Source organism: Cellulophaga algicola DSM 14237, from assembly GCF_000186265.1.
Taxonomy (GTDB): domain Bacteria; phylum Bacteroidota; class Bacteroidia; order Flavobacteriales; family Flavobacteriaceae; genus Cellulophaga; species Cellulophaga algicola.
The window spans coordinates 3186800-3203073 of the sequence record NC_014934.1 but is presented as its reverse complement, the minus strand read 5'-3'; the positions used below and the strand labels follow the sequence as shown (position 1 = coordinate 3203073).

The window sequence follows — 16274 nt, the reverse complement described above, 5'->3', positions numbered from 1 at the left end:
GATACACACTCGATGAAAATTAAGGAGTTAAAAAAGAAAAAATGGTTTTCTATTGTCACCAACATGTATGTATTGGTGCTTACTGTGTTTCTTATTTGGATGCTTTTTTTTGATACAAATTCTTATTTGATACATCTTGAGCTGAAAAAAGAAATTAATAAACTCGAGAAAACTAAAGAGTACTTGCAAAATGAAATAGTAAAGGATAAAATAATTATAGAAAAATTATCTAATAAAGACGAACTTAAAAAATTTGCAAGAGAGCAATACTATCTAAAAAGAAAAAACGAAGAGATCTATTTGATAGAATATGAAGATAGCTTAAAAACCAATGAAGATGAGTAAATCTAACCTTTTTAGTGAATTTAATGATGTTTCTACCCAACAGTGGAAGCAAAAAATTCAGTTTGATTTAAAAGGAAAAGATTACAACGAATGTGTAGTATGGGAATCTCTAGAAGGTATAAAAGTAAAACCTTTCTATAATTCTGAAGATACTTGTATTAAAAATGCTATCCCCACGCCTTTAAAACCTTGGAGTATTACGCAAGCAATTTATGCTGGTCATGAAGAAATAGCAAACAAAAAAGCTATAAAAGCACTACAAAAAGGAGCTGAGAGCATTTTATTTACCATTCCAAATGAAAAGGTATCTATAGCGCTACTCTTAAAAAACATCGATCCCCAACAGATCGTGTTTTATTTCGATTTTCAATTTATTTCTGCAACGTACAGTACTATAGCTAATGAATTTTTAAGTAGCGTAGGCGCCAAATTTTATTTTAATGTTGATATTATTCATCACCTTACAACATCTGGTAATTGGCATACAAATTCTGAAGAAGATTTTTTACAGTTTGATGCTGTTGCAGCTAACACAAACACATTAACACTGGATGCTACCAATTACCAAAATGCAGGAGCAAATCTTGTACAGCAATTAGCGTACAGTTTAGCCCATGCCAATGAATATCTAAATAGAATTCCAGAAGCGAACATCTCTAGTTTCAGCATCAATTTTAAAATAGCTATTGGCAGCAATTATTTTTTTGAAATTGCAAAAATTAGAGCCTTACGTTTACTCTACAAAACATTAGCAGCTGCGTATGGCGCTCCCGAAAATTGTCATATTTTGGCTGTTACTACGAAAAGAAATAAAACACTTTATGATTATAATTCCAATATGCTCCGCAGTACAACGGAATGCATGTCGGCCATATTAGGCAGTGCTGATGCAGTTTGCAATTTACCCTATGATGTTATTTATCATAAATCTAATGATTTTGCAGAACGTATTGCACGCAACCAATTAATTATACTCAAAGAAGAAAGTTATTTTGATAAAACTAACAACCCTGCAGACGGTTCATACTATATAGAAAGCTTAACAAAACAACTCGCCGATAAAGCACTAGAACTTTTTAAAGAACTAGAAAAAGGAGGCGGATTCTTAAGTCAGCTAAAAGCGAATACCATTCAGAAAAAAATTAAGGAAAGCGCGCAAAAAGAGCAAGATTTATTTGATTGTAAAAAATTGATTCTAGTAGGTACCAATAAATACGAATCTAGCTTAGACAAAATGAAAGGAGATTTAGAATTATTTCCTTTTGCTAAAAACAAGCCTAGAAAAAGCAGTATAGAACCAATTATCGAAAGAAGATTATCGGAAGCAATAGAACAAAAAAGGTTGGAAAATGAATAGAAAAGACCTTCAACATATCACATTAAATACTTCTTCTGAAGATAAAAAAATAACAACTCCCAGTACATTCGAAACTGCGGAAGGAATTGATATAAAATCATCCTATAGCAAAGAAGACTTAAAAAATTTAGAACACTTAAATTTTTCAGCTGGTATCCCTCCTTATTTAAGAGGCCCTTATTCTACCATGTATGTTTTAAGGCCTTGGACGATTAGACAGTATGCAGGATTTTCTACTGCGGAAGAAAGTAATGCCTTTTACAGGCGTAATTTAGAAGCAGGCCAAAAAGGACTTTCTGTAGCTTTTGATTTACCTACCCACAGAGGATATGATAGTGACCATGAGCGTGTTGTTGGTGATGTTGGAAAAGCAGGTGTTGCCATTGATTCTGTAGAAGATATGAAAATTTTGTTTGACGGTATTCCCTTAGATAAAATGTCGGTTTCCATGACCATGAATGGAGCTGTTTTACCTATCCTGGCCTTCTATATTGTTGCGGCACAAGAACAAGGTGTTTCTTTGGAGCAATTATCTGGAACTATTCAAAATGATATTCTAAAGGAGTTTATGGTACGTAATACGTACATCTACCCTCCTACGCCCTCCATGCAAATTATTGCTGATATTTTTGAATATACAAGTAAGAAAATGCCGAAATTTAACAGCATTAGTATTTCTGGTTATCATATGCAAGAGGCCGGAGCTACTGCAGATATTGAATTAGCATATACTTTAGCAGACGGATTAGAATACATAAGAACCGGATTAAAATCTGGCCTTAAAATAGATGAATTTGCTCCTCGATTATCCTTCTTTTGGGGAATTGGAATGAATCATTTTATGGAAATTGCCAAATTAAGAGCTGGGAGAATGCTTTGGGCTAAATTGGTAAAACAATTTCACCCTAAAACAGATAAATCATTAGCACTACGTACCCATTGCCAAACTAGTGGCTGGAGTCTTACAGAACAAGATCCTTTTAATAATGTTGCCAGAACTACTATTGAAGCTATGGCTGCTGTTTTAGGTGGCACACAAAGCTTACATACCAACGCCTTAGATGAAGCAATTGCATTACCCACAGACTTCTCGGCAAGAATAGCAAGAAATACACAGCTTTATATTCAGGAAGAAACTAAGGTTACCAAAACGGTAGATCCTTGGGCAGGCAGTTATTATGTAGAAAAGCTAACCAATGAAATTGCAGAGAAAGCTTGGACCTTATTAGAAGAGGTTGAGGAATTAGGCGGAATGACCAAAGCTATTGAAGCGGGAATTCCGAAAATGCGTATTGAAGAAGCTGCGGCTAAAAAACAAGCTAGAATAGATAGCAATCGGGATAAAATAATTGGCGTTAATAGTTATCGCTTAGAAAAAGAAGATCCGCTTCATATCTTAGAAGTTGATAATCAAGAGGTACGAAGACAACAATTAGAACGCTTAGCACAAATTAGAAAAGATAGAAATGAAACTAAAGTAGCAGCTGCACTTTTAAAATTAACGAATGCGGCCATAGCAAAAGCAGATGCTAAAACCGAAGACAACGAAACGAATAAAAATTTATTAGCTTTAGCGGTAGAAGCAGCTAGAGAACGTGCTACATTGGGTGAAATTAGTGATGCTCTTGAAGCAGTTTATAACAGGCATAAAGCGGTAATTAAAACATTTACAGGCGTGTATTCTAAAGAGATTCAAAATAACGAAAGCTTTAAAAAAGCGCGGGAACTAGCTGATATTTTTGCAAAAAAAGACGGTAGAAGACCACGAATAATGGTCGCAAAAATGGGACAAGATGGCCATGACCGTGGAGCAAAAGTAGTTGCTACAAGTTATGCTGATCTTGGATTTGATGTAGATATAGGTCCATTATTCCAAACTCCAGCAGAAGCTGCCAAACAGGCTGTAGAAAACGATGTACACATTTTAGGAGTGTCTTCGTTGGCTGCAGGGCACAAAACATTAGTACCTCAAGTACTAGAAGAACTAAAAAAATACGGGCGTGAAGATATTATGGTGGTTGTTGGAGGTGTAATTCCAAAACAAGACTATCAATTTTTATATGATGCAGGGGCTGTTGCTATTTACGGGCCTGGAACCAAAATTAGTGATGCGGCTATTGAGATTTTAGAAATTTTAATAGATTAGGAAGTTTACCCGAATATTTAAGCTTTTGGAAATAAAAAAATATTGTAGTGAATGAAAAATTTGAGAATATAGAATATACTAAAAGAACCAATTAAATAAATTTACCCTTATATAAATAGAGAGATGAAGCTTTAGCCGTTCATCTCTCTATTTATTTTAAAAATGTTTGATTATCAATACAATACCTTAAGTTATTTATTAAAATCTAGGATATTGTATGTTTCAAACTAAAAATATTAACTTTTTTTAACGCTATAAGCTACGTTTATTCACGAACTGTTAACAAAATACATTTTTTAGCAATGTAAATAATCGTATTTTAGCCCCTAACTTACTTTATATTATGGGCAAAATAATAGCCATAGCAAATCAAAAAGGTGGTGTAGGCAAAACCACTACAACTGTAAATCTAGCCGCAGCCCTAGGCGTGCTAGAGAAAAAGGTACTTTTAATAGATGCTGATCCCCAAGCAAATGCAACATCTGGTTTAGGTATTGATGTTGACAGTATCGAAATAGGTACTTACCAACTATTAGAACATACGAAGACTGCAGAAGAAATTATCATTGAAACCACTTCTCCTAATGTAGATTTAATTCCGGCGCACATTGATTTAGTTGCGATTGAAATTGAATTGGTAGATAAGGAAGAGCGGGAGTATATGATGAAAAAAAGTATTTTGTCGCTTAAAGAAAAATACGATTATATCTTAATTGACTGTGCGCCGTCTTTAGGTTTACTTACGTTGAATGCTTTAACAGCTGCTGATTCTGTTATCATTCCTATTCAATGTGAATATTTTGCATTAGAAGGCCTAGGTAAGCTGTTAAATACGATTAAAAGCATACAACGTATTCACAATCCAGATTTAGATATTGAAGGAATGTTATTAACAATGTATGATTCTCGTTTACGACTTTCAAATCAAGTGGTAGAAGAGGTTCGCAAGCATTTTAGCGAAATGGTTTTTGACACCATCATCCAACGTAATGTTCGTTTGAGTGAAGCTCCTAGTTACGGAGAAAGTATAATAAAATATGATGCCTCAAGTAAAGGAGCAGAAAATTATTTGAGCTTAGCACAAGAAGTATTAAACAAAAACAAGGAGAAAGTATAATGGCGAAAGCAACCCAAAAACAAGTATTAGGTAGAGGTCTATCTGCGTTATTAAAAGACCCTGAAAATGATATTAAAACTGCATCAGACAAAAATGCAGATAAAGTTGTTGGTAATATTGTAGAGTTAGATTTAGTGGCTATTGAGGTTAACCCCTTTCAACCACGTTCTAATTTTAACGATGAGGCTTTACATGAATTAGCTTCATCTATTAGAGAATTGGGCGTTATTCAGCCAATTACAGTACGTAAATTAGAATTTAACAAATACCAATTAGTATCTGGGGAACGAAGATTTAGAGCATCTAAATTAATAGGCTTAGAAACCATCCCTGCATACATCCGTATTGCTAACGATCAAGAATCCTTAGAAATGGCTTTGGTAGAGAATATCCAAAGGCAGGATTTAGACCCTATTGAAATTGCATTATCTTACCAACGTCTAATTGATGAAATACAATTAACGCAGGAAAAAATGAGTGAACGTGTTGGTAAAAAACGTTCTACAATTACCAATTATTTACGCTTATTACGATTAGACCCTATTATTCAAACCGGAATTAGAGATGGTTTTCTGAGTATGGGACACGGTAGAGCTCTTGTTAACATTGATAAAAAAGATGATCAGCTTTCATTATACGAGCAAATAATAAGCGAAAATCTATCTGTTCGCGATACCGAAAAAGCGGTAAAAGAATACCAAAACCCTAGTACCAGCCAAAAAGAAACCACCCCAAAAACAGCTAAAACTCCAGGCTTTATTGAAAATAGTTTGAATGATTTTAATTCATACTTATCGGTAAAGGTTGAAGCTAAAGCTACTGATAAAGGAAAAGGAAAATTAACAATCCCTTTTAATTCTAAGGAGGATTTTGAGCGTATTAAAAAATTAATTCTTGGTGAATAAAATTATATTTTTTATACTGTTTTTTGTAGGCTTTACTTGTGTAACATTCGCACAAGAGGAGGAAAAAACTGTGCAAAAAGAAGACAAACAATTAGATAGCATACAAACCAACTTAAAAAGTCAGGGTATTGTTGTTCAGGACTCTGTTTTTAAAAAACGGATAGAAATAAACCCTTTAGCACCCGCTAAAGCAGCATTTTATTCTGCAATTATCCCTGGATTGGGTCAAGTCTATAACAAAAGATATTGGAAAGTACCTATTGTATATGCTGCATTAGGAGCCAGCATCTACGCATACGATTTTAACAACAAGAGTTACAAGCGTTTTAGAACGGCGTTTAAAAGCAGACAGGCTGGTTTCACGAATGACGAGTTTCCTGAATTTGACATTGGAGACTTACAAAATGCACAAGAAAATTACCAACGAGATCGCGATTTAATGGTTTTGGTTACTATTGGCTTATATGTATTAAATATTATTGATGCCAATGTAGACTCTCACTTAAAACAGTTTAATGTTGATGATGATTTAAGTGTAGATTTTCAACCTTATTTAGATTACAATGAAATTACCGCCCAACCAAATTATGGAATGGCACTAACAATAAAATTTTAAAAAACATGAGAATTGCACTGTTTGGTTATGGGAAAATGGGAAAAATGATAGCGTCTTTGGCTCTAAAAAGAAACCACACCATAGTAGCAAAAATAGATGCTGATGATACAGAAATTGATTTTTCTACTATTGATGTCGCTATAGACTTTAGTCAGCCTTCCGCAGCATTTAATAATATAAAAAGATGCTTAGAAAACCATACGCCCATTATTAGTGGTACCACTGGTTGGCTAGACCATTATGAAGATGCGGTTATTTTATGTAATGAAAATAATGGCGCCTTTATCTATGCATCAAACTTTAGCTTAGGAGTAAATTTATTTTTTGAGCTGAATGACTATTTAGCCAAAATGATGGCAAATCTTAGAGATTACCATGTTTCTTTAGAAGAAATACATCATACTCAAAAATTAGATGCCCCAAGCGGTACGGCAATTACTTTAGCAGAAAGTATTATCAAAAATACCTCTTATAAAAGCTGGGAACTAGATGCTACTAAAGAGCACGTATTACCTATAAAAGCTATTAGAGAAGCTACTGTTCCTGGAACACACAGTGTAACCTACGAAAGCCATGTAGATAGCATAGAAATTAAACACACAGCACATAATAGAGAAGGTTTTGCGTTAGGTGCTTTAACAGCCGCAGAATGGATTGTTGGTAAACACGGCGTCTTCTCTATGAAAGACGTACTACACATTGATTAACAAAAAAATACAGCATTAAATAAAAACACATAATGAACGGAACGCAGTGGTTAATATTCATACTAATTATTCAAGTAATTCATTTTTTAGGAACTTGGAAATTATATATTAAAGCCGGAAGAAAAGGTTGGGAAGCAGCAATACCTGTATATAATGCAATCGTATTGATGAAAATCATCAACCGCCCAAAGTGGTGGGTAGTTTTGCTATTCATTCCTATCATTAATCTTTTAATGTTTCCTGTAATATGGGTAGAGACTATCCGTAGTTTTGGTAAAAACTCTTTACTAGATACTTGGTTAGTATTACTTACTTTAGGTTTTTATACCTACTATGTCAATTACGCTCTAGACGTAACTTATATTGAAAACAGAAGCTTGCAACCAAAAACGGTAGCTGGCGAATGGGTTAGCTCTATCGTATTTGCTGTCGTAGCCGCTAGTATTGTGCATACTTATTTTGTACAGCCCTATGTAATCCCTACGGCTTCCTTAGAAAAAACATTACTGGTGGGTGATTTTCTATTTGTAAGTAAATTCCATTATGGCGCAAGAACCCCTATGACGACTATTGCAGCTCCAATGGTACATGATACCCTTCCTGTGATAGGCACCAAATCCTATCTAACTAAACCACAATTACCATATTTTAGACTACCTGGTTTTAAAAAGGTAAAAAAGAATGATATTGTTGTGTTTAGCTGGCCTGCAGATACGGTATATCAATTTTTCAAAAAGGACAAGGGTGTTATAAAGCCTGTTGATAAAAAATCTAATTATGTAAAGCGTTGTGTAGGTACTCCTGGAGATTCACTTTCTGTCATAAATGGCGATGTATTTATCAATGGAAAAAAATTGGTACTCTCAGATAGAGCAAAACCACAATTTTACCATACCGTAATTGCGGATAAAGAAATTGACAATACTATAATTGAATTAGCGGGCGGAATGCAAAATTACGCAGGTGGAATTATTAGAATCGCTAAAGAAGCTTTATTACAAGATAAAGCAGAAGAAATCTTAAAGACTAGAACTTCTCTTGAATTTATAAAGTCTGATGCTACCTACAATTACTACACAGGTAACTTTTCTGCCAACAATGTCGCTTCATTCCTGAAAGCAGAGAATGTAAAGAATATGGCATTGTTTAATATGACCGATGCTGAAGCAGCTGCTCTAGTAGGCAAATCTGGCATTACAGAAGTACTTCGTTTTAGCGAACATAATCCAAGTACAGCTGTTTTCCCTCAGAATAAAAACTTAGAAGGCACAGTAGATAATTTTGGACCAGTGTACTTGCCTGAAAAAGGACAAACGGTAAAGCTTACGCTTGAAAATTTACCGTATTATAAAAAAATCATCCGTGATTACGAACATCATACGCTTAGTGCTTCTGGCAATCAGATTAGCATTGATGGCACTGTTACCAACCAATACACCTTCAGTCAAGGCTATTATTGGATGATGGGAGACAACAGACACCGATCTGAAGATAGTAGAATTTGGGGATATGTTCCTGAAGACCATATAGTAGGTACGCCTATATTCATCTGGATGAGTATTGATCACTTTACAGAAGGATTTAAAAACTGGAATGTTCGTTGGGAACGCGTGTTCACAACCGTGAGTGGTGATGGTGAACCTACCTCCTATTTCAAATATTTCTTGATCCTTTTAGTAGCTTATTTCGGTTTTGATTTTTATAGAAAAAAGAAGAAAGCTAAAAAAGAATAAAACAAACTTATGAAGGTTATAATGCATCCAGGTTATTTTCTTAACCTGACCAATTTTGCGGTTATTGCTCAGAAAGAAATTATTTGGGAGGTATCTGGCAATTACCAAAAGCAGAGTTTCAGAAATCGTTGCAATATAGCTAATGACCGAGGTTTTCATACCTTAAGTATTCCTATAAAACACAGCGGAAAAAATAAAGGAACAAATGCATATGCAGAGGTATTAATTGATAATAAGTATGCTTGGCAACGCCAACATTGGCGAACCCTACAAACAGCTTATAGAACATCTCCATTCTTTGAATTTTATGAAGATGAAATCTCCGTATTGTACACCAATACATTTGATTCTTTGTTAGAATTTAATCTTAAAACAATCGAGATTATTTGCGACTGTTTGCAATTAGAGATGCCCACCACACATACAAGTGTATTTCATAAAACAGTTGACAGCCACCACATAGATGCTCGTGCTTTAATTAGTGCTAAAAACAATGTGAAAATAAATTTAGAACCTTATGTACAAGTTTTTGGTGACAGAAATGGTTTTATAGAAAATTTAAGTATTCTAGATTTACTTTTTAATGAAGGCACCAATGCTTTAACGTATTTAGAGCATATTGCTATTGACTTTTTAGATGCTTAGGTTTTTAATCCATTACGGAATTCATTTTATAATACCTATTGCCATAGGGTTTATTTTTTTTAAGAAAGAAGATAGAGCTCGTGCTATCATCATACTCTTAGCGGCTATTTTAATTGATGTAGATCATCTATTTGCTGCACGAATTTTTGATCCTAATAGGTGTAGCATCAACTTTCATTTTTTGCATCAATATTGGGCTATCGTTTTTTATTTTGGATTACTGTTCTTTAAAAAGACGAGAATTTTCGGTATTACACTCTTGCTGCATATGCTTGCAGATACTACAGACTGTTATTTAATGCAATTAGAAATTGAATGAGGTCATTACAGGAAAATGATCTGACAATTTTACGTTGTAATTCTTATGCGACAACACGTTAAAACTATCCTCCACTAAAATAAAATCTATACGAACGGGGTAGTATCTAAAATTATATGTTCTCCCATATCCAGAGCCTTTCTCTTGAAAGGTATCCTGCATGTCTCCTCGAATAGTTTTATAGACATTAGAATATTGCGTGCCATTAAAATCTCCACAGATTATGGCTCTATAAGGAGATTTATCTTTATGTTCTTTTATTATCTGTGCCTGCTGTTGTTGTTTCTTAAATGAATTAGTAAGCCTCCTATACAGCTTCTTAGACTCTTCTTGGGCAATAATATCTTTATCTGGGATTACACGTAAAGACTCTAAATGAAGATTATAAACCCGCACAGTATCGTTTTTAACCACTATATCTACGAAAGCTGCATTATTAGGACTTTCTGGAAAATTAATTAAACCTTTATTGATAATAGGGTATTTAGAATAGAAACCAAGTTTTACTTTCCCAGGATTTTTTATATACTCTAAATACATGTATTTATAGTTCTTAAAATCTTTCTGCTTTTTGTAATAAAACTCTTGAAAACAAATAATATCGGGATCTTCTGTAGTTATAAGCTCCAAAGTTTCTTCAAAAACTGCGGTGTTTTTTATATTCATATTTTTATTAAAACTACGAACATTAAACGTCATTACAGATAAATCTGCAGTGGTATCCGTAGGATTAGAAAAACGAAGTTTAAAAAAAGAACTTAAGGATACATAACTAACTAGCAGTACAAAGAAAGAAAATAATGCTCTTTTGTTTCTCCCAAAGAGGTAACCTAATAAAAACAATAAATTTAATAGTACTAGTATAGGGATTGTTAGGCTAAAAAAAGCAATAAAAGGAACTGTTTCTATAGAAATATAAGGTACTAGACAAGATAACAGAAGTAATATTCCAAGAAGAATGTTAAGTCCAAAAAAAATCTTGTTAAAAAAAGTCTGTATACGCACCTAGTTATTCTTTTCCTGCTTTAAATAAAAAGTCTTTTTCTGCTTTAGAAAGACTTTCGTATCCAGATTTGCTAATCTTATCTAAAATAATATCTATTTGCCTTTGATGTTTTACTTGGTCTGATACTACCGTATTTTTCACATTTGAAGTTGGCTTCCTGTATACCGTTTTTAACGGTGCCTTCTTTTCTTTTTTAAATAGATTTTGAATACTATCTAACATTTTAGAAAATCCTGAACCAATATCACGCCCTTGAGTTAGTTGGCTCGCATAAAAATACCCGATAAATGCACCACCAAGGTGAGATAATCTACCTCCGATATTAACGCCTCCACCTATAAAAAATAAATCTATAAGTACAAAAACTACCCCTACATGCCAAAGCTTTACATTAAATAATATGACCCTTACCTCTTGGTTTGGCGTATAGGTACAAACAAAAATAAGTACCGCCATTACCGCAGCAGAGGCACCAATTAAAGAATTATTTAAACCAATGAGTGCTGGGAATATATTATAACTCAGTATAAATAAGAGTCCACCAAAAATAGCACCTAAGAAATATACATTTACAAATTTACGCTCCCCAAAAAGGTTCATAAATATTCTTCCTGTAAAGTATAGCATTACCATATTCCAAAAAATATGACCAAAATCACCATGAAAAAAGGCATATGTAACGATAGACCAAGGTTGTAAAATAAAGGTTCCAAAATCTTTAGGAAGCTCAAACCAATGCACAATAACACCAGGTTCTATACTAAAAAGTACGGCTACCAATCGGGTAATGATAAAGATCACTACATTAACTACAATAAGCTTTTCAGCAATATTCAATCGCGCAAACTGATACTTTAAATCTACTGCCATATTATATTAGTCCCAACGATTCTTATTAAACGAATTTTTTTTCCAATACCACATCATAATAAATCCGACAACAGCACCCCCTACGTGTGCCATAAAAGCGGTATTGCTAGGACTAAAATATGATTTTCCCGAAAGTGCAGAGAAGAGGTCTAATAAAATAATCCCAGGGATAAAGTACTTCGCTTTTATAGGTATCGGCAAAAACATCAACATTAATTCTGCATTAGGCTTCATAACACCAAAGGCTGCTAAAACACCCATAATACACCCAGAAGCACCTACCATAGATGCAAAGTACGTATTTCTATAGATAGGAAAAGCCTCTTGTAGCTTAGAGACTTGTACCTCACTCAATCCATCAATAGTTCTATTCGTACTAATCATATCTACGATCTGATCACTAGTTAACCCAAGATTTATCAATTCTGAATGAATTGGTAAATATTCATAATAGTAAAAACCTAGTTGAAATAACGCCGCACCTAATCCTGCAGAAAAATACAGAAATAGAAACTGTTTCTTCCCTAAATATTCTTCTACGGAAGAACCAAACATCCAAAGACCAAACATATTAAAAAGAATATGCGCTGGACCTCCATGCATAAACATATGGGTAATTACTTGCCAAATTCGGAAATTTTCATTCTTGGGAAACCACAAAGCAAACCACTCATACATTTGATCTCCTATGGCCAGTGTGGCAACAAAGAACAATACATTAATGATAATTAAATGCTTTACCGCTTCAGTAATTCTAATCATTTAAAAGAATTTTTTATCTATATCTTCACCCGTAAGGGTTATATATATTGGTTTATTAAACGGACTAATCTTAAATTCCTTACACGCAAATAAATTATTCACCAGTGCCAATTGCGATTCACTATCTAATTGTTCCCCTGTTTTTACGGCTAAAGTTTTACTTAAGGTTTTAGCCACAATATCAGACTGAGAGAAACTATCTTCAGGAGTATCCATCTGATAGTCAGAAATAAGTTGATCTAATACCATTCCTACTTCACTTTCTGGCACCAGTAAAGGTACTCCAGAAATTAAAACATTTTCTTCATCGATAGCATCAAAGGCAAAACCTAAATTTATTAAGCTATCAATTATTTCTTTGATGATATTTACCTCTGTTATTGAAAAATTTAATTGCAAAGGGAAAAGTAATTGCTGACTCACCCCTTCTTTTATCGTAATATTTTTTAAGAAATTTTCATACAAAACACGTTGGTGCGCTCTACTCTGGTCTATAATAATCATTCCAGACTTAATCGTAGTTACAATATACTTACGTTTTAATTGAAACGTGGTAGAAACAGAATCTATAGTTTCTGTTCCTGTATCAAAAATAGACCCGGTAATCGTTTCAGACTCAAAGCTTACACTACTAAAATCTGCTTCTTTACCTACCTTAGACTCCAAACCAACATACATATTCTCCCATCCTTTAGCACTAGGCTTCTCATAATTAGAAGCTCTATGACTGGCTTTAGGAGTATCGTCTGCAAAAGGATTAAAACTAGCATCTACAGAGACTCTTGGTACTTCTGCTAACTTTGCTTTATAATTATAAGGGGTCTCTAGGTTCTGATCTGCTTCAAAATCTAAAGCTGGTACCACATTAAATTGCCCTAAAGCATGTTTAATAGCCGAACGCAATAAGGCGTAAACCGTATGCTCATCATCAAACTTTATCTCCGTTTTTGTTGGATGTATATTGATATCAATAGAAGCTGGGTCTACATCTAGGTATAAAAAATATCCTGGATGATTTTCAGATTTTATTAAGCCTTCAAAAGCACTAACCACTGCATGGTGCAAATAGGGGCTCTTGATAAATCTATTGTTTACAAAGAAAAACTGCTCTCCTCTACTCTTTTTAGAAAATTCTGGTTTGCTTATAAAGCCAGAAATCTTAACTACTTGTGTTTCTTCTTCTACGGGAACTAACTTTTCATTAGTTTTAGCACCAAATACATTAACAATACGCTGTCTATAATTAGACTTAGGAAGGTGAAAAATTTCACTCCCATTATTGTAAAAATGAAATTGAATATCTGGATGCGCTAAAGCTACCCGATGAAACTCATCGGTAATATGCCGAAACTCTACTTGATTAGATTTTAAAAAATTACGTCTAGCAGGAATATTAAAAAAAAGATTCTTTACACAAAACGAAGTTCCTTTAGGGGTTACCGTTGGTTCTTGAGAACTTATTTTACTACCCTCAACTTTTAATTGTACGCCTATTTCATCGGTTGCTGTTCTGGTAAGCAACTCTACATGTGCAATTGCAGCAATAGAAGCAAGTGCTTCGCCTCTAAACCCCTTCGTATGCAAGCAAAACAAATCATCTGCACTTTTAATTTTTGATGTTGCATGGCGTTCAAAACTCAAACGCGCATCTGTAGCGCTCATTCCAACCCCATTATCTACCACTTGGATCAATGCTTTACCACCGTCTTTAATGATCAATTTTATAGCATCTGCACCAGCATCAATAGCATTCTCTAAAAGTTCTTTTACAACCGAAGCAGGTCGTTGCACCACCTCGCCAGCAGCAATTTGATTTGCAACATGGTCAGGTAAAAGTTGAATTATGTCAGCCATTAAAATCTAGTAAATAGGGATAAGTCAAAATCAAAAAACCACCAAACTATAAAAACCAGCACCGCAATAATGGCAATTAGTCTAAAGTTAATATCTCTATTTCCTTTAGTTCTCCCTGCTTTTCGTGCTTCTCCCCAACTGCCGCGAAAATCGCCAGAAACGGATGCATCTTTATATTTGGAAAATTTAGAATCAAATTTATAAGGATTCTCCACACCATCGTTCTCCATGTAACGTGGTACGTATTTAAAACTAGTATTTGTTCGAAGTTTAAATCCTTTTAATCTCAAGATAAGAATGTTATTATTCAGCATCAAAAATACTACAAATACAGGACTCCACCTGAATTCCAATGCTAAAAATTGTTAACATTCACATCAAAAAAAAACGAGCATGAAATACAGCGTTATGTATCATGCTCGTTTAGACTTATATTGTGTGCTGTAAAAAGCACAAATTAGAACCTTTATATTGGCCTCAAGGACCTTTCTGTATACTATTTAAAATATGAAGTAAACCTTAGTTCTATTAGTAATCAATATTCTGACGTAATACTTTCCGTACTACACTTCTAACTTAATATTTAACAACTATCTCCCTAGGGCAGCCATTTTTATTGCCGCAATCGCGCCTTCAGTACCTTTATTACCGTGTATACCTCCGCTACGATCAATAGCTTGCTGAAGATTGTTATCGGTCAAAACACAAAAGATAACAGGAGTATCCGTCAGTATATTCAAATCTTTTATGCCTTGTGCTGTAGCTTCACATACAAAATCGAAATGCTTCGTTTCGCCCTGAATTACACTTCCAATAGCAATAACAGCATCAACATTTTGTGTTGCTATCATTTTTTTGCTACCAAATATTAACTCAAAACTACCGGGAACATCCCAACGGATAATATTTTCTTCTAAAGCGCCACAATCTAATAAAGCTTCTTTAGCACCGTTAAACAATCCTTCTGTAATATTCGTGTTCCATTCAGAAACAACAATCCCAAATCGAAAATTTTTCGCATTTGGGATTGTAGCTTTATCGTAAACCGATAAATTATTATTGGCTGTAGCCATACTTATTTATTTTTAGCCATTGCAATGTAAGCATCTACCAAACTAGCTTCTGGAGATTTTGCAAATTCTACTTTAATTCTTTCAAAATATTTTAAAGCAGCATCATTTTTATTCAATTCTAGAGCAACGATACCTGCTTTTTGTAAAAACATCGGTGTACTATACTCATTTGTATTTGCACTTAACGCTTTTTCATAATACCCTAAAGCATCTTCTGGCTGATTTAATTGCATGAATGCATCACCAATACCTCCTTTAGCTATAGCATCTGTAATAGCATCATGAGCTGTATAATCATTTAAATAATCAATAGCTTCTTGGTATTTCTGAGTATTTAAGTAAGACATACCCGCTGCATAAGAAGCAAGGTTTGCACTTTCTGTACCACCGTAGTTATCAATAACATCAATTAAACCATATTTACCATTACCACCTTTAAGTGCTAAATTGTATAATGAATCTTGTGCTACTGGGTTTTGTAAAGCCTCATTAAAATACTGCATTGCATAGTACATCTCGTTCCCAGCATCTGCCTCTTGTGGTTTTTTTACAAACTGATCATAGGCTAAATATCCTAAGACCCCTACTGCAATTGCACCAATAACGCCAAGAATATAATTCTGATTCTTAGAAACCCACTCTTCAGTTTTATTCGCACCTTCATCTAAGGTACTAAAAACCTCAGCCGTTGTACTGTCTTGTTCATTGAACTCAACTTCGTCTGTAGAATCAATATTTACTTCTTTTGCTTTATATCCTCGCTTCTTGTATGTAGCCATTATTTAATTTTAATAATCGGGCAAAAATAAAGTTTTTATT

At 34.1% G+C, this 16274-nt stretch carries 17 protein-coding genes; 10 read left to right on the top strand and 7 right to left on the bottom strand.

Translation table 11 applies throughout. The annotated features are described in order from the left end of the window. The first annotated feature begins 12 nt into the window (after positions 1 to 12). The 10 genes from CELAL_RS13880 (at position 13) to CELAL_RS13835 (ending at position 9890) form a co-directional block, all read left to right on the top strand. Positions 13 to 345, top strand: coding sequence for an FtsB family cell division protein (locus CELAL_RS13880; protein WP_013551533.1), 333 nt, complete (start codon positions 13 to 15; stop codon positions 343 to 345). Further along, positions 338 to 1702 (top strand): methylmalonyl-CoA mutase subunit beta, encoded by a 1365-nt coding sequence (locus CELAL_RS13875; protein ID WP_013551532.1) that lies wholly within the window; start codon positions 338 to 340, stop codon positions 1700 to 1702. Before CELAL_RS13880 ends, CELAL_RS13875 begins: the two co-directional genes overlap by 8 nt. Then, positions 1695 to 3848: a methylmalonyl-CoA mutase gene (scpA, locus tag CELAL_RS13870; RefSeq protein WP_013551531.1), complete on the top strand. Its 2154-nt coding sequence runs from the start codon at positions 1695 to 1697 to the stop codon at positions 3846 to 3848. Before CELAL_RS13875 ends, scpA begins: the two co-directional genes overlap by 8 nt. 343 nt (positions 3849 to 4191) lie before the next feature. After that, complete coding sequence (locus CELAL_RS13865) at positions 4192 to 4965, top strand: ParA family protein (protein WP_013551530.1); 774 nt, start codon at positions 4192 to 4194, stop codon at positions 4963 to 4965. Next, complete coding sequence (locus CELAL_RS13860) at positions 4965 to 5870, top strand: ParB/RepB/Spo0J family partition protein (protein ID WP_013551529.1); 906 nt, start codon at positions 4965 to 4967, stop codon at positions 5868 to 5870. Before CELAL_RS13865 ends, CELAL_RS13860 begins: the two co-directional genes overlap by 1 nt. After that, the gene (locus tag CELAL_RS13855) at positions 5860 to 6486 is read left to right on the top strand and encodes a DUF5683 domain-containing protein (RefSeq protein WP_013551528.1); all 627 of its coding nucleotides are present in this window, start codon (positions 5860 to 5862) and stop codon (positions 6484 to 6486) included. The genes CELAL_RS13860 and CELAL_RS13855 overlap by 11 nt, the downstream gene beginning before the upstream one ends. Positions 6487 to 6491: 5 nt before the next feature. Further along, complete coding sequence (gene dapB / locus CELAL_RS13850) at positions 6492 to 7193, top strand: 4-hydroxy-tetrahydrodipicolinate reductase (RefSeq protein ID WP_013551527.1); 702 nt, start codon at positions 6492 to 6494, stop codon at positions 7191 to 7193. A 32-nt stretch (positions 7194 to 7225) separates the two neighbouring features. Then, entirely contained in the window at positions 7226 to 8926 is a 1701-nt protein-coding gene (gene lepB / locus CELAL_RS13845; protein WP_013551526.1) for a signal peptidase I, read from the top strand. A gap of 9 nt (positions 8927 to 8935) precedes the next feature. Next, positions 8936 to 9571 carry a WbqC family protein gene (locus CELAL_RS13840; protein WP_013551525.1) on the top strand — a complete coding sequence of 212 codons (636 nt, stop codon included), beginning with the start codon at positions 8936 to 8938 and terminating at the stop codon, positions 9569 to 9571. Next, entirely contained in the window at positions 9564 to 9890 is a 327-nt protein-coding gene (locus tag CELAL_RS13835; RefSeq protein WP_013551524.1) for a DUF6122 family protein, read from the top strand. Before CELAL_RS13840 ends, CELAL_RS13835 begins: the two co-directional genes overlap by 8 nt. Here the strand turns inward: CELAL_RS13835 and CELAL_RS13830 are convergent. From CELAL_RS13830 to CELAL_RS13800, 7 genes are all read right to left on the bottom strand, one after another. Further along, positions 9876 to 10733, bottom strand: a complete 858-nt coding sequence (locus CELAL_RS13830) for an endonuclease/exonuclease/phosphatase family protein (protein WP_245529632.1) — start codon at positions 10731 to 10733, stop codon at positions 9876 to 9878. The two genes, CELAL_RS13835 and CELAL_RS13830, sit on opposite strands and share 15 nt — an antisense overlap. 166 nt (positions 10734 to 10899) lie before the next feature. Continuing rightward, on the bottom strand, positions 10900 to 11766 hold the full coding sequence (locus tag CELAL_RS13825) for a rhomboid family intramembrane serine protease (protein ID WP_013551522.1): 867 nt from the start codon (positions 11764 to 11766) through the stop codon (positions 10900 to 10902). Positions 11767 to 11772: 6 nt separating this feature from the next. Continuing rightward, entirely contained in the window at positions 11773 to 12528 is a 756-nt protein-coding gene (locus tag CELAL_RS13820) for a rhomboid family intramembrane serine protease (RefSeq protein WP_013551521.1), read from the bottom strand. Then, complete coding sequence (gene mutL / locus CELAL_RS13815; RefSeq protein ID WP_013551520.1) at positions 12529 to 14382, bottom strand: DNA mismatch repair endonuclease MutL; 1854 nt, start codon at positions 14380 to 14382, stop codon at positions 12529 to 12531. Next, positions 14382 to 14612, bottom strand: coding sequence for a hypothetical protein (locus CELAL_RS13810; RefSeq protein WP_240927747.1), 231 nt, complete (start codon positions 14610 to 14612; stop codon positions 14382 to 14384). Before CELAL_RS13810 ends, mutL begins: the two co-directional genes overlap by 1 nt. 360 nt (positions 14613 to 14972) lie before the next feature. Further along, the gene (gene ribH, locus CELAL_RS13805; protein ID WP_013551518.1) at positions 14973 to 15455 is read right to left on the bottom strand and encodes a 6,7-dimethyl-8-ribityllumazine synthase; all 483 of its coding nucleotides are present in this window, start codon (positions 15453 to 15455) and stop codon (positions 14973 to 14975) included. 2 nt (positions 15456 to 15457) lie between these two features. Next, a complete protein-coding gene (locus CELAL_RS13800) occupies positions 15458 to 16234 on the bottom strand; it encodes a tetratricopeptide repeat protein (protein WP_013551517.1) in 777 nt (258 codons plus the stop codon). Positions 16235 to 16274 lie beyond the last annotated feature (40 nt).

Coding starts and splice junctions, on each gene's coding strand:
- CELAL_RS13880 (WP_013551533.1), top strand. CDS start 13: ATGAAAATTAAGGAGTTAAAAAAGAAAAAATGGTTTTCTATTGTCACC.
- CELAL_RS13875 (WP_013551532.1), top strand. CDS start 338: ATGAGTAAATCTAACCTTTTTAGTGAATTTAATGATGTTTCTACCCAA.
- scpA (WP_013551531.1), top strand. CDS start 1,695: ATGAATAGAAAAGACCTTCAACATATCACATTAAATACTTCTTCTGAA.
- CELAL_RS13865 (WP_013551530.1), top strand. CDS start 4,192: ATGGGCAAAATAATAGCCATAGCAAATCAAAAAGGTGGTGTAGGCAAA.
- CELAL_RS13860 (WP_013551529.1), top strand. CDS start 4,965: ATGGCGAAAGCAACCCAAAAACAAGTATTAGGTAGAGGTCTATCTGCG.
- dapB (WP_013551527.1), top strand. CDS start 6,492: ATGAGAATTGCACTGTTTGGTTATGGGAAAATGGGAAAAATGATAGCG.
- lepB (WP_013551526.1), top strand. CDS start 7,226: ATGAACGGAACGCAGTGGTTAATATTCATACTAATTATTCAAGTAATT.
- CELAL_RS13840 (WP_013551525.1), top strand. CDS start 8,936: ATGAAGGTTATAATGCATCCAGGTTATTTTCTTAACCTGACCAATTTT.
- CELAL_RS13835 (WP_013551524.1), top strand. CDS start 9,564: ATGCTTAGGTTTTTAATCCATTACGGAATTCATTTTATAATACCTATT.
- CELAL_RS13825 (WP_013551522.1), bottom strand. CDS start 11,766: ATGGCAGTAGATTTAAAGTATCAGTTTGCGCGATTGAATATTGCTGAA.
- CELAL_RS13820 (WP_013551521.1), bottom strand. CDS start 12,528: ATGATTAGAATTACTGAAGCGGTAAAGCATTTAATTATCATTAATGTA.
- mutL (WP_013551520.1), bottom strand. CDS start 14,382: ATGGCTGACATAATTCAACTTTTACCTGACCATGTTGCAAATCAAATT.
- CELAL_RS13810 (WP_240927747.1), bottom strand. CDS start 14,612: ATGGAGAACGATGGTGTGGAGAATCCTTATAAATTTGATTCTAAATTT.
- ribH (WP_013551518.1), bottom strand. CDS start 15,455: ATGGCTACAGCCAATAATAATTTATCGGTTTACGATAAAGCTACAATC.
- CELAL_RS13800 (WP_013551517.1), bottom strand. CDS start 16,234: ATGGCTACATACAAGAAGCGAGGATATAAAGCAAAAGAAGTAAATATT.